The sequence below is a fragment of the Vibrio sp. OY15 genome (genome assembly GCF_000742455.1).
Taxonomy (GTDB): domain Bacteria; phylum Pseudomonadota; class Gammaproteobacteria; order Enterobacterales; family Vibrionaceae; genus Vibrio; species Vibrio alginolyticus.
Genome location: NZ_JPIL01000012.1, coordinates 459,765 through 483,860 on the forward strand (window position 1 = coordinate 459,765; position 24,096 = coordinate 483,860).

At 46.7% G+C, this 24,096-nt stretch carries 16 protein-coding genes; 8 read left to right on the top strand and 8 right to left on the bottom strand.

Annotated elements, in window-relative coordinates; genetic code table 11:
- The first annotated feature begins 100 nt into the window (after positions 1-100).
- The 5 genes from IJ23_RS16125 to IJ23_RS16145 all read left to right on the top strand — a co-directional run bounded on the left by IJ23_RS16125 (position 101) and on the right by IJ23_RS16145 (position 7,456).
- Positions 101-892, top strand: coding sequence for a hypothetical protein (locus IJ23_RS16125; RefSeq protein ID WP_033906797.1), 792 nt, complete (start codon positions 101-103; stop codon positions 890-892).
- A gap of 90 nt (positions 893-982) precedes the next feature.
- Positions 983-2,125: an efflux RND transporter periplasmic adaptor subunit VmeP gene (gene vmeP / locus IJ23_RS16130; protein ID WP_005391278.1), complete on the top strand. Its 1,143-nt coding sequence runs from the start codon at positions 983-985 to the stop codon at positions 2,123-2,125.
- Positions 2,126-2,135: 10 nt separating this feature from the next.
- Positions 2,136-5,276, top strand: a complete 3,141-nt coding sequence (vmeQ, locus tag IJ23_RS16135; RefSeq protein WP_033906798.1) for an efflux RND transporter permease subunit VmeQ — start codon at positions 2,136-2,138, stop codon at positions 5,274-5,276.
- Positions 5,277-5,396: 120 nt separating this feature from the next.
- Positions 5,397-6,482, top strand: coding sequence for an OmpP1/FadL family transporter (locus IJ23_RS16140; RefSeq protein WP_033906799.1), 1,086 nt, complete (start codon positions 5,397-5,399; stop codon positions 6,480-6,482).
- A 176-nt stretch (positions 6,483-6,658) separates the two neighbouring features.
- Positions 6,659-7,456, top strand: coding sequence for a hypothetical protein (locus tag IJ23_RS16145; RefSeq protein ID WP_033906800.1), 798 nt, complete (start codon positions 6,659-6,661; stop codon positions 7,454-7,456).
- 47 nt (positions 7,457-7,503) lie between these two features.
- Here IJ23_RS16145 and speG read toward each other — a convergent pair whose 3' ends face one another.
- Entirely contained in the window at positions 7,504-8,043 is a 540-nt protein-coding gene (gene speG, locus IJ23_RS16150) for a spermidine N1-acetyltransferase (RefSeq protein WP_005375417.1), read from the bottom strand.
- 246 nt (positions 8,044-8,289) lie between these two features.
- Between speG and IJ23_RS25445 the strand changes: the two genes are divergently transcribed.
- Positions 8,290-8,442 carry a hypothetical protein gene (locus IJ23_RS25445; protein ID WP_005375418.1) on the top strand — a complete coding sequence of 51 codons (153 nt, stop codon included), beginning with the start codon at positions 8,290-8,292 and terminating at the stop codon, positions 8,440-8,442.
- A gap of 112 nt (positions 8,443-8,554) precedes the next feature.
- Here IJ23_RS25445 and IJ23_RS16155 read toward each other — a convergent pair whose 3' ends face one another.
- From IJ23_RS16155 to IJ23_RS16185, 7 genes are all read right to left on the bottom strand, one after another.
- Positions 8,555-9,604 (bottom strand): sensor domain-containing diguanylate cyclase, encoded by a 1,050-nt coding sequence (locus IJ23_RS16155; RefSeq protein ID WP_025998663.1) that lies wholly within the window; start codon positions 9,602-9,604, stop codon positions 8,555-8,557.
- Between the two features lie 282 nt (positions 9,605-9,886).
- Positions 9,887-10,738 carry a carbenicillin-hydrolyzing class A beta-lactamase CARB-42 gene (locus tag IJ23_RS16160; protein WP_005375420.1) on the bottom strand — a complete coding sequence of 284 codons (852 nt, stop codon included), beginning with the start codon at positions 10,736-10,738 and terminating at the stop codon, positions 9,887-9,889.
- 326 nt (positions 10,739-11,064) lie between these two features.
- On the bottom strand, positions 11,065-11,631 hold the full coding sequence (copI, locus tag IJ23_RS16165) for a copper-resistant cuproprotein CopI (RefSeq protein ID WP_033906801.1): 567 nt from the start codon (positions 11,629-11,631) through the stop codon (positions 11,065-11,067).
- A gap of 76 nt (positions 11,632-11,707) precedes the next feature.
- Positions 11,708-14,917 (bottom strand): efflux RND transporter permease subunit, encoded by a 3,210-nt coding sequence (locus IJ23_RS16170; protein ID WP_033906802.1) that lies wholly within the window; start codon positions 14,915-14,917, stop codon positions 11,708-11,710.
- Positions 14,918-14,919: 2 nt separating this feature from the next.
- Complete coding sequence (locus IJ23_RS16175) at positions 14,920-16,638, bottom strand: efflux RND transporter periplasmic adaptor subunit (RefSeq protein WP_033906803.1); 1,719 nt, start codon at positions 16,636-16,638, stop codon at positions 14,920-14,922.
- Between the two features lie 164 nt (positions 16,639-16,802).
- Positions 16,803-18,194, bottom strand: coding sequence for a TolC family protein (locus IJ23_RS16180; protein ID WP_033906804.1), 1,392 nt, complete (start codon positions 18,192-18,194; stop codon positions 16,803-16,805).
- 135 nt (positions 18,195-18,329) lie between these two features.
- On the bottom strand, positions 18,330-18,752 hold the full coding sequence (locus IJ23_RS16185; RefSeq protein WP_033906805.1) for a hypothetical protein: 423 nt from the start codon (positions 18,750-18,752) through the stop codon (positions 18,330-18,332).
- 315 nt (positions 18,753-19,067) lie between these two features.
- Here IJ23_RS16185 and fdhF point away from each other — a divergent pair, with 315 nt between their 5' ends.
- Both fdhF and IJ23_RS16195 read left to right on the top strand, forming a co-directional pair.
- Positions 19,068-23,306 carry a formate dehydrogenase subunit alpha gene (gene fdhF / locus IJ23_RS16190; RefSeq protein ID WP_033906806.1) on the top strand — a complete coding sequence of 1,413 codons (4,239 nt, stop codon included), beginning with the start codon at positions 19,068-19,070 and terminating at the stop codon, positions 23,304-23,306.
- A 391-nt stretch (positions 23,307-23,697) separates the two neighbouring features.
- Positions 23,698-24,069 carry a hypothetical protein gene (locus IJ23_RS16195; RefSeq protein ID WP_005375433.1) on the top strand — a complete coding sequence of 124 codons (372 nt, stop codon included), beginning with the start codon at positions 23,698-23,700 and terminating at the stop codon, positions 24,067-24,069.
- Positions 24,070-24,096 lie beyond the last annotated feature (27 nt).

The following is a 24,096-nucleotide window of genomic DNA, read 5'->3' on the forward strand; positions in this document are numbered from 1 at the left end:
TTTGATAATTTATGTTATCCAAAGCGAGTTGTGTTGCTTGCTATTTATGATGACCTCATGACGTGAATAATTTTATAATCATTAAAATGGATACAGTTTTATGAATTTAGTGAAACCGTCTGTTGCCATTATGGTTGCAGCCCTACAACTCGCGTCTTCTGCCTATGCGCAGACAAACAATAACGAAGAACTACAAGATATGTCTGACCCACTTGCGGTATACACCCAAGCTGGCTTTGGTATTACTGATAAAGGCGCGAACATCAAAATCGGTCAAACTTACCAATCTAGCCAGCCTGGTACCATGGCGATGAACATCATTGAAATGAAAGGCATTGGTGGTGAGCTATTTGGCATTCGCGACAATGACGATCCAATATATGCCAACGTTGATGACAGCATTGACTCTTTCCGACTACGTAATATCCAAGTAGAAGTCGCAAAAGGTCTAGGCCGTCAATTAGATGTAAACTACGACGTTGATAACGATAAATTAGATGCATCTTATAGCTTTATTCAAGGTCTACCTAAGTTTGGTATGTTGCAGCTATTTCCTTTAGCTGGTGCGGGTGTCACTATTGCTAATGATTTTAGTGGTGATGACAAAGGTTATGAAATTCCAGGTACTTTCACTGTTGTGGGTATGTACTCAAAAATTGAATTAACCGATAAAATCTGGATTAACTACAACCCAATGTATATGCATACGTTATCAGGGTCTGGTCAATATAAAGATACTTATTACGCGGGTGAAGATAATATCTTGACTCATGAGTTTGCGTTGTCTTATCAAATTAATCCTCGCGCAAATATTCGTTACTTTGCAAACTGGAATGAGCACGTTAATTTCGGTGATGGTGATCACCGTATCGAATTTAACTACCAATTCTAACTCCCTCGTTTATTTCCAGAATAGAAAGTGTGTTTATCCATATATTTAAATATTTAGGCTAGGGCACTTTCTAAATAAAGTAGGTTTATCATGAAAGCCAAATATAAATTTGCGTTGGTATCTATTGCTATATCTTCTGCATTACTATCAGGATGCAAAACTGGCGATATCGCAACGAAAACTGCCCAAGCACCCTCTGTTGAAACCGTTACCCTAACCGAAACAAAAATCACTCCTTATCATACTTTTATCGGTCGAACTGAAGCGGTAAATGACGTTGATATTATGCCTCGAGTCGGTGGCGAATTAACCGCGATTCATTTTAAAGATGGCGATATGGTCGAAAAAGGCCAATTGCTGTTTGAAATCGACGACCGTCCTTACAAAGCGGCACTGGCGTATGCAAAAGCGTCGTTGCAAAAAGCAAAAGCACAACTCGTTCAAACTACGCGTGATGCAGAACGTGTGAAGAAACTTATCAAAGATAAAAGCATCAGTGAGCAGCAATACGATGACGCCATTGCTGCGCACGCCGCAGCGATTGCCTCGGTAGAAGAGGCGAAAGCGACGCTGGTTTCAGCAAGGCTCGATCTTGAATTTAGCTCTGTGCGTGCTCCTTTCTCTGGCCGCGTGGGTTTCAGCAACTTCCGAGTGGGTGACCGTATTTCGAAAATTCAACTCGTTCCTCTTGTTTCGATCACTCAAATCGACCCAATTCGCTTTGGCTTTGATGTTGATGAGAAGCTCTACCGCCGCGTAAGAAGCGCGATTGATGTGGCTCATCGTAACGATGACAAACTGGATGTTGATTTAACACTGACGCTTTCAGACGGTTCATTGTATCCGCTTGATGGCAAGATCTACGCCGTTGGCAACAAGATCGATTTAGAAACAGGCTCAATTCGAGCAGAAGCACAATTCGATAACCCAACTTACGCGCTTATGCCGGGTGAATATGGCAACTTGACCATCAAGCTGCGCAACAAAACCATTGATGGTTTGCTTATCCCATCGGCGGCTGTTCAGCAAGACCAAGCGGGTGACTACGTCATGGTGGTTGGTGATGATCACGTGGTGTCACGTCGTAACGTTGAACTCGGTCAGACCTACGGTGTGAAACGTGCTGTGCTGACTGGCTTGGCGGCTAACGAAAAAGTCATCGTTAATGGTCTACAAAAAGTGCGTCCGGGTGCAACGGTGAAAGACGTTGAACTACAGAGTGAACAAGGCTGAGTGAGTACTGATGTTAAGTAAATTTTTCATTCATCGGCCGAAGTTTGCTTTGGTGATCTCACTGGCGATGACATTGATGGGTATGATCGCCCTGAAAGTCTTGCCAATTTCTGAGTATCCTCAAATCTCTCCAACGGTAATTACGGTGAGCACCATGTATCCGGGTGCAAATGCGGACGTGGTTAAAAAGACCGTAGCACAACCGATAGAAGCCAAAGTCAACGGCGTTGAAGACATGATTTACATGTCTTCTGTGATTGGTAACGATGGCTCATACACATTGCGTATTTACTTCCGAGTGGGCGCAGATGGCGATATGGCGCAGGTTCGTGTGAACAACTTGGTGGCACAGGCGACGTCGTCTCTACCACAAGAAGTAAACCAAATCGGTGTGACGGTTAAGAAGAAATCTTCCGACATGCTGGGCGTTATCACACTGCGTTCTCCGAAACAGTCTCACGACAGTATCTACCTTTCTAACTACGCGGATCTCAATATTGTCGAGCGTCTAAAACGTATCGAAGGTATGAGTGACATTACGCTTCTGGGTAAGAAAGACTACTCAATGCGAATTTGGTTGAACCCAAATAAACTGGCTACCTTGAAGCTTTCTGCTAGCGACGTTATTGGCGCAATTAAAACGCAAAACATCCAAGTGGCGGCGGGTAAGATCGGTGGTATGCCAGCTCCAGATGATCAGCAATATCAATATGTTTTGCAAACTAAAGGTCGACTCACTTCTGCGGAAGAGTTCGAGAACATCATCATTCGTGCGAGCAAGAAAGGTTCTTTGATTCGCTTGAAAGATGTGGCTCGTGTGGAAGTTGGCGCACAAGGTTACGAAGCTGATGGTCGTATGAATAACGAACCAGCCGCCGTTCTGGCCTTGTACCAGTTACCGACCGCGAACGCGCTAGACGTGATGGAACGCGTGAAAGAGGCCATGACAGAGTACGAAAAATCGTTTCCTGATGATTTGGTCTATGACATCGCTTATGACTCTACTGAATACGTAGAGACGTCGATTGATGAAGTTTACGAGACGCTGGTGATTGCGGTACTTCTTGTCACCTTCGTTGTGTACGTTTTCTTGCAGAACTGGCGAGCGACCATCATTCCAACCTTAGCGATTCCGGTTTCCATCATTGCGACGTTCGCAATCATGGGCGTGATGGGCATGACCATTAACACGATCTCGTTGTTTGGCTTGATCCTCGCCATCGGTATCGTGGTGGACGATGCGATCATCGTGGTAGAGAACGTGGAGCGGGTTATCCATGAAGAGCATTTAGACCCGATTCCGGCCACGATCCAAGCTATGAAAGAAGTGACGGGGCCAGTATTGGCAACAACGCTTATTTTGTTGGCGGTATTCGTACCGGTTGCGCTATTGCCGGGTATTTCCGGTCGAATGTTCAACCAGTTCGCGGTCACCATCTGTGTATCGGTGCTGATCTCTGCGATCAACGCATTAACGTTAACGCCAGCGCTTTGTGCGTTGATGTTGAAATCAACTCACTCGCAGCCTATTGCGCCTTTGCGTGCGTTTAACCGAGGTTTTGAGGCAATAACGCGCAAATACCAAGGTGTAGTTGGCTTCTTGAGCCGTCGCATTGTGCTGAGTATCGGTGTTTATGGCGCGCTTATTGCGGTGCTGGCATTTGCGTTCATGACCGTACCTTCCTCTTTCGTACCGAACGAAGATAAAGGCGTGTTCATGGTCGAAATGCGTTTGCCAGACGCAGCAGCATTGCAGCGTACTGCACCATTAATGAAGCAGTACGTTGATGAGCTAAAACAGATGGAAGGTGTGGAGAACGTGGTTTCGGTTGCGGGCTTCTCGGTAATTAACATGGCGTCGATTCCAAACTCGGGCATGTTGATCATCAAACTGGATAACTGGAGCAAACGTAAAGACCCTGAGCTACACCAACGTGCGTTGATGAATAAAGTTAACCAAATGCTGAACTCAACGCCAGATGCCGCTTCGTTCGTTTTCGCGACGCCGGCAATCAAAGGTATGGGTGCGGTGGATGGTTTCAACCTTGTGCTGCAAGACAACTTGGGCCGTTCTCCACAAGAGTTGGCAAAAACAACCGCTGATTTTGTTGGCCAAATCAATCAACTGCCTGAAGTGGCGCGTGCGTTCTCGATTTTCCGTGCGAATATTCCGCAACGTTACATCGATATTGACCGCGATAAAGCGATTTCGATGGGCGTACCGTTGAATGAAATCTTCAGCACACTGCAAGCACAGTTGGGTGGCGCCTACATTTCTGACTTCAACTTGTTTGGTCGTTCGTACCAAGTCAAAGTGCAAGCAGAAGAGCAATACCGTGACAACATCGACGACATCGACCATCTGTTTGTTCGTTCTAGCTCTGGAAAAATGGTGTCACTGGCAACGCTAGTGAAAGTGAAGCCGATCTTCGGCCCAGATACCTTGTCGAACTACAACATGTTCAGTTCTGCAACCGTGAACGGTGCGCCAGCGCCAGGTTACAGCTCGGGTGATGTTGTAAAAGCCATTGAAAAACTGGCTGCGGAATCTTTGCCAAGTGGTTACTCGTACGAGTGGTCAGGCATGACTTACCAAGAGATGAAAGCAGGCAACATGGCACCAATCGCGTTCGCATTGTCTTTGCTGTTCACCTACTTGTTCTTGGTGGCTCAGTACGAAAGTTGGACCATTCCTGCTGCGGTAATGATGGCGGTTCCAGTCGCGATTCTCGGCGCAATGGGCACGCTACTGCTGGTGGGACAACCGTTCGATTTGTATGTGCAGATTGGTGTGGTCATCTTGATCGGTATGTCCGCCAAAGTGGCGATTCTTATCGTGGAATTTGCCAAAGTTCTGCGAGAAGAAAAGGGCTTATCCATCATTGATGCTGCCAAAGAAGCTGCTCGAATCCGTTTCCGAGCAGTACAGATGACCGCATTCGCCTTCATCTGGGGGGTATTCCCGTTGGTGATTGCATCGGGTGCCGGTGCGGCATCTCGTCACTCACTGGGCTTTGCGGTATTCGGCGGCATGATTCTCTCTACGTTTGTTGGCACGTTACTGACGCCAGTGTTCTTCGTGATGATGCAATCTCTGCGCGAGAAGTTTAAGCGAAAGAAACCCACTGAACTTGAGGTGAGCGAGCAATAACGCTGATTTCAACTGACTGACTCCACAACACCCCCACGCTGTGTGCGATTGGCCAATGCCTTTCATTGATATACAACCACCGTCGCAGCGTGGGTTCCCCTAACAATAATAGGTTTTAACATGAAAAATCTTTCAAAAATCGTCGTAGCGAGTTCTCTACTGACTTGTGCTGCTGCGCAAGCGGGTGGGTTATACCTTTACGAAACAACAGCATCGGATATTGGTTTGGCATCCGCTGGTATGGCGGCTCGTGCGCAAGATGCCTCAGTAATGGCAGCAAACCCGGCTGGTCTGGCGAATGTTTCTGGTAAATCTTTCTCTGGTAACCTGATTGGCCTTTACGGTGACGCGCAACTAGACACGATGACTGGCGATGCGGGCAACGTGATTGGTTTTGTTCCTATGGCGTCGGCATTTTACAGCCAACAAGTGAACGACAAATGGACGCTGGGTATTGGTCTGTATGGCAACTACGGTCTTGGCCTCGAGTACGAAGGTCTTTTGGGTGATCATTTAGATATTCCTACAGCAACGACGCAAGCCTTGACCATTCAACCTTCCGCTTCTTACCGCATCAATGATCACTGGTCTGTGGGTGCGGCGCTTGGCATTCAGTACGGTATGTATGAAGTAGAAACGAAGGGAGCCTTGAACTTCAATGACGAAGACCAAGATACTCAGCTCAACGGCCGAGTAGGTGTGCTTTATGAAGCAACACCAGGCACTCGTCTTGGCCTGTCTTACTCTTCTGAAACCGAATTTGAATTCGACAAGAGTAACTCCATTGCTCCGCAACAACTGATCTTCAGTGCTTACCATGAAGTGAATGATGACCTAGCGGTGATGTTGAACGTGAACTGGCAAGACTGGAGCGAATACACAACCACGCTGGGCGTAGAGACACAAGACACTTACCAAATCGCATTGGGTAATCAGTACAAACTGAATGAAAAAATGATGTGGAATGCAGGTTTTGCATTCGATACCAGCATGTATGAAAGCCAATCAAACGGTGACATTACCGTTCCTACTGGCAAGGCGTACCGCATTGGTACAGGCATTGATTACAAATTGGATTCAGAAAACTCAATTGGTTTCGCGTTTGAAGCGATCTTGATGGAATCGTCAGAAACGCCACGCTTACAAGCTGGTTTTGATGAGCCTGCGCTGTACTTCATGAGCATGAGCTACAACTGGAAAAACTAATCATTCCTAATCGCTAAAACGCCTTCCTTACAGGCCATTCTACCCTAACTACCTGCACTGGATGCTGTCACACCATCTAAGGTAGTTAGGGCGCTTCTGTCACATCCAGTGAGTGATGATTCAAAAAGTATCTGCGCAGCTAAGTGCGGGTATTCAACATCTCAAAGGACTAAAAAATGAAAAATAAACTAGCGTTAGTGTGTATAACTTTGTTGGTTAGTACGCTAGCTCATGGTGCCGAGCATCGAGTAAAAGACAATAAAAACAAGTTGGCGGATGACCCAACAAAAGTCATTACGAAATTTGGCGCGTCTTACGCAAACAACTACGATTTTGATGATCAAAACATCTCATTCTCGGGCTCACTTGCGCTTGACCAAGCGCGCAAAATTAACCTGCGTATCAATGATGATGCGAGCGAGTGGCGTATTGGTGGCTCGTGGTTGTTTCCGGTCGGTATCGTGAACTTCAACTTCGGTAAAAATGAATACGTAAACGGCGCGGATCAAACCAACTACAGCGTTGGTACCTTTATGCCGCTAAGTTATTTCGGGATTGAGCCAGCAGGTTTCCAAATTTTCCCAATGGCAGGCTATACGTACAACACTGGTGATGTTCCTGTTTGTGACGGTGCAGAAAGTAGTCTCTGTAGCGAGCCTAACTTTACGGGTACGCCAAGTGCAGAGAATGGCTTCAATATGATAAGCTCTTCAGGCAGTAGCGGTTACGTTGGTGCATTTGCGCTGAAATCGTTTACCAAAAAGCTGACGTTAATCAGCTTCGCAGCAGGCACTTACGGCTCAGTAAACAGTGAAGGAGAGAACTACAAAGGCTTCTTTGGTGGTATTGGTCTTGGTTACCTCGTGAGCAAACGCCACTCTTTTAACGTAATGACGTTTGTCATGGACAACAACACCTATTTGGATGAAGCAGACAAGCGCATCGTGTTATCATATCAATATCAATTTGAATAAATAAAAACGCAGCCCAAATAGCTGCGTTTTTACTTTGATAGAATGAACTAGTGAATTGAGTTGTTTTCTTCGATCTTTTTCTGGTACTGGTGTTTTAATATATACATGCGCTTAACATCGCTGTAAGCGCCGTTAATAAAGTATTCTTCTACAAGGTGACCTTCTTCGATAAAGCCGCATTTTTTGTATAAGTGAATAGCGACTTCGTTATCCACTGCGACTAATAAGTAGATTTTACGTAGATTAAGAATTGAGAATGAGTAATCTAACGCACGATTAATCATCTCTGTCGCATAACCTCGGCCTTGATGCTCTGGGGCGATGATTATCTGAAATTCCGCGCTGCGGTGAATGTAGTTAATCTCGATCAGCTCAACTAAGCCAATTACGATGCCGTCTTCATCTTCGACGACAAAACGTCTTTCAGCGTCATCATGTATATGTTTTCGATAAAGTTCTTCGAGCTCGTCATAAGACTCGTAAGGTTCTTCGAACCAGTAGGCCATGATATTTCGGTTGTTATTCAGTTCATGAATAAAGCGCAAATCAGAACGCTCTAATGCACGCATTTTTAGGCCTTTCTTCATCATTTTTCTCCAATGAGGGCGGAGAATACCTCCGCACTTGATGCTAGAAAATATTACCGTATTTCACAAGAATAGCGCATCTTTTTTTGGAAAATATCCTGTGATTTTCAATGTGGAAACTTAGAGTTCACGACAAATATAAATTAATCTTTACGATAAAAAACTCGATTAGGTGCTTTGCCTAATATCGTATTAAATACCGCGCAACGACTTAGTGTCTTAATCTAAACAAACAAGGTATTCAATATGTTTTCAATCGGTGACGTAGTAGTAGCGACTAAAGGTATCGATCTTGGCGAAATGGTTGTTACAGGTTTAAGCAGTGGCGGTTTTTACACACATGTAAAAGCAGGCGAAAAAACACTAACTTACCCAGCTAAAGATCTTAAGAAAGCATAATTAAATTTGCTCATTCTTATTTTTAACTGGCTTAAAGTTCGTACTAGTTATTTTAAGCGGGTTAGAATCGATAAAAGGTAGCGCAATGAGTCGCTACCTTTTTTTATTTTTTCTACCTTTCTTCACCAATATGAAACTCAACGCGATTTCTTCCAGTTTCTTTTGCCTTGTAAAGTGCTAAGTCGGCGCGTTTAACTAATGGTTCAAATGAGTCGTCGAGACGACAGACTTGAGTTACCCCAATACTCGCGGTGAAGCTCATATCACAACCTGAATGTTGAACGGTCGTCGTTTCTAGTGCATTACGAATTGTTTCTAATGTGTCTAGAGCTTGCTGTGATGAGCGACTTCTTAATACGATGGCAAACTCTTCACCGCCAACTCTGGCAAGTAAGTCACAATCAAGTAGATGACTTTTAATAGTATTGACTGCATGGATCAGTGATTTATCGCCTGCGTCATGACCAAATCGGTCATTGAGGCTTTTAAAATTGTCGAGATCTAAAATAGCAACATGGAAGTCAATGCCCAGGGTTCGGTATTCATTTAGGCGGCTTTCGATTTGTCGCATGAACTCTCTGCGGTTTGGAATACCTGTTAGATCATCCGTCGTGGCGAGGTGTTCCATTTTCATAATCTGTATATGAAGGGCAATGTTTAAAGCAATCCAATTAGCGATGCACTGAAGCTGTGCCGCTTGTTCGTTTGTGTAAATGTGCGTTTGATGATGCGCAACATTAAGCGTTCCTAGGCAGACTTTACCGTGCATTAAAGGCGCGTCCATACACGTACCCATACCATTGGATGCGAGCATCACACAATCGATCTCATCAGATTGCGTAACATCGTCGCAGATCATCAGTTGTTGCTTTTTGAACACTCGGCCAACAAACGCTTGATGAATGGGCACTAAAAATTCAGCGGGAATCGCTTTACTACCAGAGAAAGAGTAGACCTTTAAATGATCATTGTTTTCATAAAGTGTGATACTCGCACGGTCAGAATTAAATATACGATTTATCCATTCTGCCACCGTATCAAGTACTTGCTGTAGTGTTTCCGATTGAGCTAAAAAGTGAACAAACCCTATCGGCATACATATCGGACTTTCCATGTTTTGCATCGATAAGTCATCAGGGTTAAAAGTTCTTTCAAGTCTCAATAGACATCTCCTTGGCAATGTTGCAAATACCAACAATAAATTACGTGAAGCTATTTTGTAGAAAATGTGCTTCTTGGTAAGAGTATGGTTTAATTATCGCCGTTTGTGTGCATTTGGTTGCTTAATGTGGGCGTTAACTCACCCTAAATAAGTAAATCTTATACCTATTTATAAGTAAGTCATTACTCAATAAGTGGTGTTTTTAAGATGGAAGTACAGAATGAGCCCTTCTGGAAGAGAAGGGCTAGAAAAGGATACAAATGGGGTCAGGTGAGTAGAGACTTAATTGTCTTTGTACTTTTGTAAAATCAACTGACTTATCTGCGCAACGAGCTGGTCCCTAGCTTGAAGTGAGAGCTCGGTTTCTGTGACATAAATACTAATGTAAACAGGTCGATGATTTTCCTTCCATATAATCGCGTTAATGCCACGCGAACCATGACCACCCGCACCAGAACGGTCTGCAATAGACCAACCTGTTGGTAATACAGAACGCATTAACGAGTCTGAAACTTTGTTGTCCTGCATCCAGATTTTTAATTGTACACGAGACTCATAAGACAACGTTTCGCCTTCGACCAAAGTTCGAAGAGTGTTTAGTATGGCGTTAGGTGTGGTTGTGTCGCGGCTGTCGCCTGGTGTGGCTTCGTTCAAGCGAGGTTCTATTCTGTCTAGGCGCGTTGCTTTATCTCCAATTGTTCGCAGAAACATTGTTACGGCTTTAGGGCCGCCAATTTCATTTAATACCAAGTTGGCTGCAGTATTATCACTCATTAACATAGCGGCTTCACACGCGTGCTCTATGCGTGTGTTTTGGCCTGCGAGCTTATCCATCACTGGAGACCATACAACGATACTGCGCTCATCGACTTTTGCGGTCGCATTCTTACTTAGCTTACCGCTGTCCATATCACTTAGCATTTTGGCACAAGCTAGGGTTTTGAATGTGCTCATGAGTGGGAAGCGTTCATCGCCACGGTAGTCCCAACGCTCGTCTGCTTGGGTATCCCAAACTGACACCCCAATTCTGCTTGAGGTTTGTTGCTCGAGGAGAGAAATGTCCTCATTCAGTTGGGACGCGTAACTTAGGGTTGAGCAAACCATTAGCCCAGCCAACAAAAATAACTTTTTCATGGATCGTGTTCTTCAATTTTAGTTTTAGTTCGCACCGTAGCGATATCACGTAAACTATAACGAGCCAATACTCTAAACACTGTTAAATCTATGTCTATTTTATGTAGGATTCTTTGCAATACGCTAATACGGTCTCAATATGAGGAGAAGAGTGTTGCTATCAAGGCCCGTAGTTTGGCTTATATATTACGTCGGTGATTCGGTCATAAAAATATCTTAGCGTGAGACACTGGCTCAGAATTTCTTATCATGAGCTAACGAATAGTTTGATCCAGAGAAATAAAAGGAGCTGAATCATCAGCTCCTTTGTCTAGTTGGATAATTACTTACAGTTCAATCTTTTTAACCATGCCCGATTCTGCATGGCCCGGAATGTTGCACGCGAACTCAACCTTGTTGTCACCGTGGAAGTGCCACAGTAATTGCTTCGCTTTACCTGGTTCTACCGTCACAGAGTTGCCCGAGTCATGCATGTGATCGCCACTCATTGTCTTCATCATTTCGCGATGTTCTAGCTGCTCTTTAGCCGAACCAATCGTAAACTCGTGGTTGATCTTACCGGTGTTCATGACCACAAATTGCACCACATCGTTTGGCTCAATTTTAACGTCTTTTTTGAACTTAATAGTCATGTCATCACCCAAGATAACGTGTACCACCTTGTCTGGCTTTGCCCCTTTTGCTGGCATACCAACTGCTGACATACCCGGCATATCCATCATGTTTGAATGGTCCATTTTACTGTGGTCCATTTCCATGCTGCCGTGGTCCATATTTTCATGCTTCATATTGCCATGATCCATGTTCGCGTGGTCCATGTTTGAATGATCCATTTGGGCAAACGCAGTCGTTGTTGTTAGGGCTAGAGCAAGAGTGATTAGTGTCTTTTTCATTTTTATATCCTTGTTTTAATTCATTAATAACTTGGTTGCTTCCCCCCAAACGAATTGATAGAGGGGAAGGTAGGGATTAAGCCTTGTTGCCAGTGTGATCTGTGTTGTCGGCGTTTTCGATTTGGTTGCCAGCTTGCGTGTTTGTTTGACTAGGAGTTGAATTACCTGAGCGCAATTCGCGTTGTTTCCACAGCTTGAAGATGGCAGGAAGTACCAACAGCGTCAGTAGCAGTGCTGATGCCATACCACCAATCATTGGCGCAGCGATACGTTGCATTACTTCTGATCCTGTACCTTCGCCGTACATGATCGGAATCAGACCAATAATGACCGTCAGTACCGTCATCATTACTGGGCGAACACGAAGGCCTGCACCTTCACGAATGGCATCGGTTAGGTCTTTCGCTTCAAGCTTCTGTTGGCTCTCTTCCGCATCCAGCTTTTTGTAGTGCCATGCTTGGTTGAGGTAGACGAGCATGATGACCCCAATTTCAACCGCGACGCCTGCTAGGGCAATAAAGCCGACCCCAACGGCAATCGAGAAGTTGTAGTTGAGGATATGCATAAGCCACAAACCACCGACCATAGCGAGTGGTAGAGTAAGCATGATGATCATCACTTCACCGACACGACGGAAGCTGAAATAAAGCAGTAGCATAATGATGGCGATGGTGATTGGTACCACGACACTCAAGCGGTCTTTCGCACGCTCCATGTATTCGTATTGACCAGACCAAGCCAGCGAGTAACCCGCAGGAAGTTCCAATTGATCAGCAACAACCTGTTGCGCTTCCACGACGTAAGAGCCAAGGTCACGACCATCGATGTCGACAAATACCCAGCCGTTTGGACGTGCGTTTTCTGTCTTGATCATTGGAGGACCATCTTCGTAACGAATGTCCGCTACGTCAGCCAGCGCAATACGAGCGCCATTTGGTGTCACCAATGGTAGGTTTTGCAGTTTAACCACTGAATCTCGGTAGTCTTGTGGGTAACGAACGTTGATTGGGTAACGCTCCAAGCCTTCGATGGTTTCACCCACATTCATGCCACCCACCGCAGTAGAGATCACCTGCTGAACGTCTTTGATGCTCAAGCCATAACGCGCTGTGGCACGACGTTTAATGTCGATCGTGACATAACGACCACCTGCTACACGTTCTGCGTAAACCGATGCCGTGCCTTGTACGCCATTAAGAATTGGCTCTAGCTGAGAACCGATCTTCTCAATCACTTTCAGATCAGGTCCGGCGATCTTAATGCCGATAGGGGTTTTGATGCCCGTTGCCAACATGTCGATACGCGTTTTGATCGGCATTACCCAAGCGTTAGTAAGACCAGGGAACTGAACCAGCTTGTCGAACTCTTTGCGCAGTGACTCGGTTGTTACCCCTTCACGCCATTGGTCGCGTGGCTTCAACTGAATCACGGTTTCAATCATGGTGAGTGGCGCTGGATCGGTTGCGGTCTCAGCTCGGCCAATTTTGCCCCATACGGTTTTCACTTCTGGAACGGTTTTGATCAGCTTGTTGGTTTGTTGTAGAAGCTCGCGCGCTTTACCAATTGAGATACCCGGATAGGTCGTTGGCATGTACATTAAGTCGCCTTCATCCAGCGGCGGGATGAATTCGCTACCCAGTTTACTGGTTGGGTAGTAAGCCGATGCCGTCAGACCTAATGCGATAACAATCATGGTCTTAGGGTATTTTAAGCTGGTGTTCAACAACGGGCGGTACAACGCGACCAAGCCACGGTTAACTGGGTTTTTGTGTTCCGGTAACACCTTACCGCGAATGAAGTAGCCCATAAGAACAGGGACGAGTGTGATTGCCAAACCTGCTGCCGCTGCCATGGCGTAAGTCTTAGTGAACGCAAGCGGCGAGAACATCTTGCCTTCTTGGCCTTCTAAGGCGAACACCGGTACGAAGCTAAGAGTAATGATCAGCAACGAGAAGAACAGAGGTGCGCCAACCTCTTCTGCGGCTTTGCCGATTACTTGCCACCGGTTCTTGTCGGTCAGTGGCGTTCGTTCAATGTGCTTATGAACGTTTTCAATCATCACGATTGCACCATCCACCATGGCACCGATGGCAATCGCAATACCACCCAAGGACATGATGTTGGCATTGATGCCTTGCCAATGCATCACGATAAACGCAGTGAGAATGCCGACCGGTAGGCTCAGAGCTATAACCAACGAAGAACGAATGTGGAACAGGAACAACGCACACACAATCGCAACGACGATGAACTCTTCTGCAAGCTTCTTCCATAGGTTTTCTACCGCTGAATCGATAAGGGTAGAGCGATCGTAAGTTGCAACAATTTCCACGCCTTCTGGCAGGCTGCGTTGTAGGTCTGCGAGTTTGTCTTTGACTTTCGCAATCACTTCACTGGCGTTTTCACCAAAGCGCATCACGATAACGCCACCTACCGCTTCACCTTCGCCATTCAGCTCTGAGATACCACGGCGCATTTGTGGGCCAAGGTTAATGTCTGCGATATCACCTAATAGCAACGGCGTGCCTTTCTCGGTGACTTTTAGCGGCAGCGATTTTATGTCTTCAATGCTGGTTAGGTAACCCGTGGTACGAACCATGTGCTCGGCTTCAGCCACTTCGATAACAGACGCGCCGGTTTCTTGGTTACCGTTTTGGATTGCCATGTTCACTTGTTGCAGAGTGAGGTTGTACGCACGCAGTTTGGCAGGGTCAATCTGCACTTGATACTGCTTCACCATACCGCCCACGGTCGCGACTTCAGAAACGCCATCAACGGTTTGCAACTCGTACTTCAAGAACCAGTCTTGCAGGCTGCGAAGATCCGCCAAATCATGCTTGCCGGTTTTGTCTTGTAATACGTAGCTGTAAACCCAGCCCACGCCCGTTGCATCAGGACCTAAGGTTGGTTTTGCGTTCGATGGTAGCTTTGGTGCTACTTGGCTTAAGTACTCCAACACGCGTGAACGTGCCCAGTACATGTCGGTATCATCGTTGAAAATAATATAAACGTAAGAGTCACCAAAGAAGGAGTAGCCACGAACTGTCTCAGCACCCGGCACGGCAAGCATGGCGGTGGTGAGCGGGTAAGTAACTTGATCCTCGACGACTTGAGGAGCTTGACCCGGATAGCTTGTCTTGATGATCACTTGCACATCAGAAAGATCCGGAATCGCATCAACAGGCGTATTCTTTACACTGTAAAGTCCGCCTAATACAAGGGCTAAGGTCGCGACCAACACTAGGAATCGGTTGCTCAGTGACCAACGAATAATAGCATTGATCATAATTAACCCTCGACGGCTGCTGTTGCAGGAACTAGCTGTTTAAGAACGTAGTCAGATCCTTGTTTTTCAACTAGAAACCGAACTTTCTGTCCTTCTTCAAAACCCGTTAGATCAACGTCTTCACCCACAGAGAAGTTCATCTCACCCGCATCCCAGTTCCATTCTGCAACCGGTAGGTGGTTTAAGGTGATCATGCCAAAATCAGCCATCAGCATTGTGATGTCACCAGTCAGCCAAACTTCTGCGGCAATGACGCTGTTGTCTGCCTTATAGTCAACGATTTGGTACTGACCAGATTCTGTTTTCTGCATTTCAAATTCGATAGCCTGACCTTTTTTCAAGTCACCCATCTCGACGCCATCTGCGAAAGTGAAGTTCATTACCATGCCCGGCCAATCCCATTCTGGTACAGGTTGGTGGTTGATGGTCAGCATTCGGTGATCTTTCATCACATCCGTGATCTCACCTTTAGCCCATGCTGTTTCTGCCGCTGCTTCTACACCATTGATGCGAGATAGATCCGCCGACTGGCTTGATTCAGAATCGAGCATGAAGTGAGATGACGTAACGATCTTGTCGCCTTGTTTAAGTCCTTGTAATACTTCGATTTGTTCGCCAGCTTCGCGGCCAACTTCAATTCGAGCAGAACGGTATTTGCCATCACCTTCCGCCAGGACAACGCGAGTCATACCGCCAGAGCGGATAACAGATGATTTAGGAATCGTTAATACTGCGTCGTCAGTAACAGGCTGCAGAGCAATATTGGCGAACATGTTTGGCTTCAATGCGCCATCTGGATTAGGGAATTTAAGACGCACACGCAACGTACGTGTTTTCGGATCGAGGATTGGGTACACGTAATCGACAACACCTTGCCATTCATTGCCCGGAATCGCGTCAAGGGTCATCGTGGCTTGAGAACCCGCTTTCATCCAGTGTGCTTGACGCTCAAAGACTTCAGCATCAACCCAAACATTGTCCAAAGGACCTGCACTGATCACCGCTTGAGCAGGGGACAAATAGCCACCTTCACGCACGTTTAAGCTCGCGATAACACCATCAGCAGGCGCTTTGACTTCAATGGTTTGCGATGCTTTACCACTACGAGTAATGGATTGGATTTGAGCGCGGTCAACACCAAGCGTTACCAAGCGTTCGGTCGCGCCTTTTACCAGACCTTTGCGGCCAGTGCGGTACGCATTCAGCAATTCTTCTTGTGCTTTAACCAGTTCTGGAGAGTAGAGCGTGAAAAGCACATCGCCTTTCTTCACTTTCTCACCCACGGCATTGATGTAGAGTTTTTCTACCCAACCCGCCACACGAACGTTGGTTTGCCATAACAGACTTTCATCAAAGGCAATATAGCCAACCGTTTCGATGCGTGGTGATAGCTGTTGTAGTGTCGCGTTTGCGGTTTTAACCCCGAGGTTGTTCTCTACTGAAGGGTCAATAGTCACTGTACCCGGTGCGTCTTGTTCACCGGATAGGTCTTCTGCGTAAACCGGAATCAAATCCATGCCCATTGGGGACTTACCCGGCTTGTCGCGTTTGTAGTTCGGATCCATTGGGGCAACCCAGTAAAGCGGAGCATTAGAGCTTGCAGCAGACTCGCCACCCATCGCACTCATGTCGTGAGTCGAGCCCGTAAGAAAATGATTAGCACCAAACCCTAAAGCACCACCAACAGTCAGCGCGATGGTTGCAATTTTAAATGTTTTCATTGTTTTACCTTATTTTCCCCTTCACATTTGACGCTACAGCGTTGTTGCCTGCTCTCGTTCACCCAAATCACATAGAGGATCCCTTAGTTTGTTAGGGAAAGTGCTCATGGGATTCTCTCGTTTGCCGCCTAGCTGTAGCCCCAACTGTCTTGGGGAATCACAAATTAATATGTCGAAATAGAGCGAGCTTCCGGTGAAGCCACTTGATAGTCGAAACCACCGAGTAGGGTGGCTAAATTGCTGTTTGCGATGTTGAGATCGGTCAGCAGACGTTGTTGCTCTAATTGCAGAGCCAACTCGTCTGTGGTGGCAGAAATCACATCGTTAAACTGCGCTGTGTTGTTTTGATAACCCCGCTCAACGGCTTGAATGCGCGCTTTCGCTTGAGGCAATAAGGTGGATTGATAACGTTCTAAGCGTTGGGTTAAGTTGCCGCGATCAACCAGCAAAGTGTTCACCTTGGCATTCATCTGCGTTAGTAAGGTGTCTTTTTGCGATTGTGCCGCGCCAACTTGGTATTGAGCGGCCGCGAGATTGCGATCTTGGCGGTCACCGGTGAACAGTGGAATGTCCATGGTGAGGTAAGCGCTAACCAAATCAGAGGCGGGCTCACCCATCATGTTGTCGGCTTGGCGGTAGGCGTACATTACTTCGACGCCAAATTGCGGGTTGTAGGCTTGCTCAGCAATTTCCACCTGAGTTTTATTGGTAGAGATGCTGACGTCGGCCATCTTAACCATCGGGTGTTGGCTGAGTTGCTGATAATGCTTGGTGGAACGCTGACTGGCAGCAAGTTTGCTGTTCAGTGTGTCCCAGTTCAATTGATTGCTCGCGTGCAGAGCCTGTTCGTTTGCCAACCAATCTGACCCCAACCATTCGGAGAGTTGAGATATAAGACGACGTTGCATTTGTGCATTGGCTTGCAGTTTCTCATCCAACTTGCTGACTTGAAGTTGGGCGTTGAGCAGATCTTGCGCTTCACTCTTACCAATCGAATAGTTGGTTTGAATAAAGCTTTCCATTTCCTTCATCAACTTGCGGTTCTCAAGCATGATTTGTTCAGCGCGTTGCTGGTAACCAAGTTCTAACCAAAGTTGAGTCATGCTGTTGGCTACCTCAAGCTCACGAGCATGAACTTGAAGCCCAAGGCCGTCGGCTTGTTGATTGGCTTTCTTCTGCTGTAAATCAAGCGTAGAGCCACGCTCAAACTGTTGCATTAAACCAACGGAGATGTTGGTCATTGGATCTTCATCGAATTTGAAGCTGTCGACAGGCAAGCCACCAAAACCCACTTTCAGTTTTGGGTCCATCAAGGTTGCACTTGCGACGCCCGTTTCACGCATGGCAGCAGATTGCGCTGAGTATTGCTTACGATTGCCATCGTTACTCAAAGCGACGTTGATCAGTTGGGCAAGCTTGGTCGTTGAAGCTCGCTCGCTTGATGCGGAATCTTGCGCTGCGTGCGTCTCTTTACCTGCGGCGTTAACCAAGGTTGGCGCAGCGACCAGAGCCACCATAAAAATAGGTGCAGCTAAGCGGTATGGTTTGATATCCATAATCTAAATCCAGTGTTCGCCGGATCGATGGAGGTGCGGATTTTATTGCGGGAACAGTAAAGCCTTGTTACCTCATCTTTCAGGCGCATTAAAACAACCTGCGATACACGCGCAGGGTCGAATGCTAGGACGGATTTAGGCTATAGGAGGTCGGTATAGGTCGCGGCTGACGTGTACGACTGGGGAAGCAACTTCAGGAGTAATGGTTGCGCGATAGACGACGGGCATTGGGCTATTGACAGGATTCGGTAGGGGGACGAAAACTATCGTACACGCGGCAGTACAGCAGGTGTGAACCATGCCGGAGCCTCCACCACAGTTCATGCTGGTTTCTCTTACATCGCCATCTTCGGACATAGAAGCGTCAGTCATGGATACGTCCATCATGCCAGGCATACCGCAGTGTTCGCTGTCACTCATTATAGAAGGATGGTGAGCCATGCCAGTAGACATCATTTGAATATTCATCAACGGCTCACTGTTCGCCACACTAGATACCAATAGCACTAGCGTCGTGAAGAGAGTTAACCAGATTGTATGCAGCGATTTTAAGTGCATACCCTTTCCCATGTGTTTGATGAAAATGATGAAAACCCTTCGACTCTAAAGGTTAACCTAAGGGTAAGGTCAATCATTTATTACTTTTATTATCAAAATAGTCCAACCCTTCAGTTTTCGCACTTTCGAGGGAGTAAAACGTTTGTTAAACACCGAGTGTTGAAAGTTAGCGAAAGAAGCCCTCGCTTTTTATGACACGTGAAAAATGTGGTTTATAAGTTTTACATCACACTAACTTGTCTTACAAATGATTATCCTTATAGAATGCATGGTTTTACTTGTGCAGATTTGGATTTGCTTTGCTGCGGGGGTTGCATGATAGAAATTGTCATCGATGGAAAATATAGAATTGTAGAAGAGGGTCTAACCCTTTTAGAAGCAGCAAAAGTGTGTGGGGTCGAGATCCCATCGCTGTGCGGAATGAACAAAAGTAATGAAAAAGTACCGTGTGACTTGTGTGTAGTTGAAGTCGAAAGTGGCGGTACTAAGCGTGCGTGTGAGCTCGAAGTTTACCGCGGCCTTAATGTGGTCACGCAATCAGAACAATTAAGCGAGCACCGCAGAAAAGCACTCAACCGCATCATGACGGACCATTACGCCGATTGTGAAGCGCCATGTAAAACCGCGTGTCCTGCGGGAGTGGATATCCAATCGTACCTTTATCACATCGCACAGAACGATCATCAAAAAGCGATTGAAGTGATTAAGCGTACGCTTCCTATGCCGTTATCGATTGGCCGCGTATGCCCAGCATTTTGTGAGAGCGAATGTCGCCGTTCGTTAGTCGATGAACCTATCGCAATTCGTCAGCTTAAACGTCATGCCGCGGATGCGGATTTGTCTGCGCATGAAGCCTACGTACCAGAAAAGAAACCAAGCAAAGGTTTGAACATTGCCGTCGTCGGCAGTGGTCCTGGTGGTCTAACGGCTGGCTATTACCTATCGAACGAAGGCTACGACGTTACGGTCTTTGAATCCATGCCAAAAGTGGGCGGTTGGTTGCGTTATGGCATCCCAGAATACCGTTTGCCAAAAGACATTCTCGATAAAGAAATCGAACTGATGTGCCGTAATGGCATGCAAGTTCACACTAATCAAAAGCTGGGTGTGGATTTCACGCTTTCTCAATTGAGCGAAGAATACGATGCGGTGTGTTTAGCTGTCGGCGCGTCTCAAGCGGTTGAAATGCATTACACAGGCAGTGACCTTGAAGGTTGCTACTTAGGCGTTGATTACCTTAAAGATTACGTCACTGAGCAAAACTATGTAACGGGTCAGAAAGTCGCGGTGATCGGTGGTGGTAACACGGCAATTGACTGTGCTCGTACTGCGCGTCGTGCTGGTGCAGACACCACGTTGATTTACCGTCGTACCCGTGACGAAATGCCGGCAGAAGACTACGAGATTGTCGAAGCGGAACACGAAGGGGTGAAATTCCACTTCTTGACCAACCCGGCAGAAAACCTTGCCGATGAAACTGGACGCGTGAGTGCGATTCGCCTAGAGCGCATGGCGTTGGGTGAGCCGGATGCATCTGGTCGTCGAAGCCCTAAACCAACTGGCGAGTTCTTCACCGAAGAGTTCGACACCGTGATTGCAGCAGTATCGCAAAAGCCAGACCTGAGCTTCCTCGAAGGTGAAGATTTGTCGATTCCGCTTACGCGTTGGAACACCTCAGATGCAGATGAAAAGACCATGCACACTGGCACGGGCAACATCTTCAGTATTGGTGATTTCCGCCGCGGCCCAGCAACGGCAGTTGAAGCGGTGGGTGATGGTCGCGTTGCGGCAAAAGCCATTGACCTGTTTTTGAATGGTGATATGACAGACATGCCAAAGGCGGCGTTCAACTCGCGCAAAGAGAAGAAGCTCTCTCAAGTCGATCCGCTTCACTTCGAGAACATCCAGAAAGTTGCTCGATCTATCATGCCTGAGCTGACTCCAGCACAACGCGAGCAAAGCTTCGCTGAAGTGGAGTTGGGCTTTGATAACGAAGAAGCAATGAAGGAAGCTGCGCGCTGTCTAGAATGTGGCTGTCAGGCAAATACTGATTGTGCGCTGCGTGATTACTCCACCGAATATGAGGCTGAGCAAAGCTTTGACTTCTCTTTGCAGATTAAATCGCATCAAGATTGGTTAGATCTTCGTGCGAAAGACTTGCGTCATAAGTACGAAGTTGACCGCAGCTCTGAGTTTATTGAGTTTGATGCTAACCGCTGTATTAGCTGTGGTCAGTGCATCCAAGCGTGCCGCGACAAAGCCGTACACGGTGTACTGAACTTCGTGTGCGATAAACAAGGTCGTCCGGCATTACGTCCTGACGATCGTCCACACTTTGGAAGTAACAAGAATGGCTTAACCCTAATGGGTGATTCGAACTGCGTGCAATGTGGCGCGTGCGTTCAAGTGTGTCCAACGGGCGCAATGGTCGATAGTCGTGACCGTTCGCAAGGCCGTACTGAAGATCTGAAAGCGGTCGACACCATTTGTACGTACTGTGGTGTGGGTTGTAAGTTGACTATGTTCGTGGACGAAGCAACCAATACGATTCGTTACGTGAAGGGCGGTGACTCGCCAGTGAACCAAGGCATGCTGTGTGTGAAAGGGCGCTTTGGTTTTGATTTCATCGGCAGTGAAGAGCGTCTTACCACGCCTTTGATTCGTAAAGACGGTTGGTTGCAGCCTGCGAGTTGGGAAGAGGCGATTCAACTGATTGCAAGCAAGTTCTCTGGCATCAAGCAAGATTTTGGCAGCAACGCATTGGCGGGTTTCTCTTCAGCGAAAACCACCAACGAAGACAACTACGCGTTCCAAAAATTTGTCCGTCGTGAACTAGGCACCAATAACGTCGATCACTGTGCGCGCTTGTGTCACGCATCGAGTGTAACCGGTCTTGAGGCATCACTGGGTAGTGGTGCAATGACCAACGACATTCCAAGCATTAAGCACTCGGATGTGATCTTTATTATCGGTTCGGATACTACATCAGCACACCCGATCATCGCTTCACATATCAAACAAGCAATTCGTCACCACGGCGCTCGCTTGATTGTGGCTGACCCGAAACGTGTCGATATGGCAGAGCATGCAGAGCTGTATATGGCGCACCGTCCGGGTACAGATGTGATGCTCCTAAATGGTGTCATGCAGCAGATCATCAAGAACGGTTGGTACGATCAAGAGTACATCGAAGAACGTGTCGACGGCTTTGATACCTTATTGCAAGAAGTGATGTCGCCAGCTTACAACCTCGATAAAGTGGAGTTGGTTACGGGTGTTAAAGCTGAAGACATTCAAGCAATGGCGCGCATGATTGGCACGGCAGATCGTACGGCTGTTTACTACTCGATGGGTATCACTCAGCATACGACAGGTCATGACAACGTGCGTTCTATCGCTAACCTGCAATTGCTGTGTGGCAACATCGGTATTGAAGGTGGTGGTATTAACCCGCTACGTGGTCAATCTAACGTGCAAGGCGCGTGTGATATGGGTGCTTTGCCAAACAGCTTCCCAGGCTACCAAAAGGTATACAACCCAATTGTGCGTCAGAAGTTTGCGATTGAATGGAACGCGCCAAATCTGCCTTCTGAGCAAGGTTTAACCCTGACAGAAATCATTGACGCGGCTTGCCATCGTGACGTTCGTGGTATGTACATCATGGGTGAGAACCCAGTGTTGAGTGACCCGAACCAAGCGCATGTGATTGAAGGTCTAGAAGCACTCGATTTCTTGGTGGTTCAAGACATCTTCCTAACGGAGACTGCACAATACGCGGATGTGGTGCTGCCTTCTTGCTCGTTTGCAGAGAAAGCGGGGCACTTCACCAATACAGAACGTCGTGTACAGCGTGTGAATCCGGTTGTCACGGCGCCGGGTGAAGCGAAAGAAGATTGGTGGATTATCCAAGAAATCGCCAATGCCATGGGCAGTGATTGGGATTACCACTGCGTGTCTGATATCACCAATGAAATCGCACGCGTGACACCTCAATACGCGGGACTTCGTTGGGATGCCATTACGCCAAACGGTGTGCAATGGCCGAGCAACAAGAACAACCCTGCGGGTACTCGCATCATGCACCAAACCCAGTTTACTCGTGGTAAAGGGCAAATGGTGGGCGTACCGTTCCGTTATGCGGCTGAGCTGCCAGATGAGGAGTATCCGCTTGTGTTAACGACTGGTCGTGTGCTTGAGCAGTTCCATACTGGCACCATGACGCGCAAAACTAAAGGGTTGGATAATCTTGCTGGTCCACGTGCGATGGTGAGCGTGGAAGACGCAGAAGCGCTAGGCATCAGTAATGGTCAGCGTTTGAAGGTGTCTACACGTCGCGGCAGCATTGAGATTGATGCCTTTGTGACTAAGCGCATTCAAAAAGGTGTGGTGTTCATTCCATTCCACTTTGTTGAATCGCCAGTCAACCGTCTAACGACAACGGCGACTGATCCGCATGCGAAGATCCCTGAGTTCAAGGTCGCTGCGGTTAAAGTGGAAGTGAGCGAGAAAAAAACGCAGACAGAGTCTCTCGAAGATAGTTACCAACACGTTTAAATTCGGCGAGTCACGTTGTTGTGGGCACTGACAATTTGAGCCTAGTTGATGGGCGGATAATCTACTCTTGATTTCCGCTCTCACTACATTCACTCGGATTGTCTTTTTCTTCAAACTCCTTTTACTTTTCTGTTATCACCGCGCTCCGGTTAGTTTTCCTTTCTTACTTCTTACTTCTTACTTCTTACTTCTTACTTCTTACTGTCTCTATGGCGTATTTTTGTTCAAGCTCATGATGAGAGTGCAATAAAGTTTGTTGTTGAGCTTGTCATAGAATTGACTGTCTCTGACTGTCCTCTGTTATTTGGGCAAGTTCTATAACCTAAACTTTGCTCGCTTCCTATACTGAATTAACGAAGCAAGATTTTTATAACAACAAGAGGAAGCTTGTATGACAAGAACAACCTCATTTGCACTCGTTTTATTACTTATGTGCGCATACTTTGGTTACAACCGTTATTATGTATACCCCCAGCAGTTGGAAACACAGGCGAAGTCCATGCTAATACAAATGGCAAATCGCGAAGAGTGGGTAGATGTGTTTGAGATGATGAATCGCGTAGACGCGCATAAGGGCCATTTGGAACTTGTTGCTGACGTGACATCCTCTGATGGTCAGCGAGCGTACAGTGAAGGTATTATCACGTACACGGATCGCGAAGGCGTTGTCTGTAAACAGGTAGTGTTCAACTTTAAAATAAACTCTTTGAAAAACTACAATATTTCCGATTTACGAGATTGTTCCTACGGTGAGTACTATTAATATTGTCTGAGAGTTGAGCTCGATAGC

Bases quoted from the DNA above. Each gene is read 5' to 3' on its own strand.
- IJ23_RS16125 (WP_033906797.1), top strand. From the start codon at position 101: ATGAATTTAGTGAAACCGTCTGTTGCCATTATGGTTGCAGCCCTACAA.
- vmeP (WP_005391278.1), top strand. From the start codon at position 983: ATGAAAGCCAAATATAAATTTGCGTTGGTATCTATTGCTATATCTTCT.
- vmeQ (WP_033906798.1), top strand. From the start codon at position 2,136: ATGTTAAGTAAATTTTTCATTCATCGGCCGAAGTTTGCTTTGGTGATC.
- IJ23_RS16140 (WP_033906799.1), top strand. From the start codon at position 5,397: ATGAAAAATCTTTCAAAAATCGTCGTAGCGAGTTCTCTACTGACTTGT.
- IJ23_RS16145 (WP_033906800.1), top strand. From the start codon at position 6,659: ATGAAAAATAAACTAGCGTTAGTGTGTATAACTTTGTTGGTTAGTACG.
- speG (WP_005375417.1), bottom strand. From the start codon at position 8,043: ATGAAGAAAGGCCTAAAAATGCGTGCATTAGAGCGTTCTGATTTGCGC.
- IJ23_RS25445 (WP_005375418.1), top strand. From the start codon at position 8,290: ATGTTTTCAATCGGTGACGTAGTAGTAGCGACTAAAGGTATCGATCTT.
- IJ23_RS16160 (WP_005375420.1), bottom strand. From the start codon at position 10,738: ATGAAAAAGTTATTTTTGTTGGCTGGGCTAATGGTTTGCTCAACCCTA.
- copI (WP_033906801.1), bottom strand. From the start codon at position 11,631: ATGAAAAAGACACTAATCACTCTTGCTCTAGCCCTAACAACAACGACT.
- IJ23_RS16170 (WP_033906802.1), bottom strand. From the start codon at position 14,917: ATGATCAATGCTATTATTCGTTGGTCACTGAGCAACCGATTCCTAGTG.
- IJ23_RS16175 (WP_033906803.1), bottom strand. From the start codon at position 16,638: ATGAAAACATTTAAAATTGCAACCATCGCGCTGACTGTTGGTGGTGCT.
- IJ23_RS16180 (WP_033906804.1), bottom strand. From the start codon at position 18,194: ATGGATATCAAACCATACCGCTTAGCTGCACCTATTTTTATGGTGGCT.
- IJ23_RS16185 (WP_033906805.1), bottom strand. From the start codon at position 18,752: ATGCACTTAAAATCGCTGCATACAATCTGGTTAACTCTCTTCACGACG.
- fdhF (WP_033906806.1), top strand. From the start codon at position 19,068: ATGATAGAAATTGTCATCGATGGAAAATATAGAATTGTAGAAGAGGGT.
- IJ23_RS16195 (WP_005375433.1), top strand. From the start codon at position 23,698: ATGACAAGAACAACCTCATTTGCACTCGTTTTATTACTTATGTGCGCA.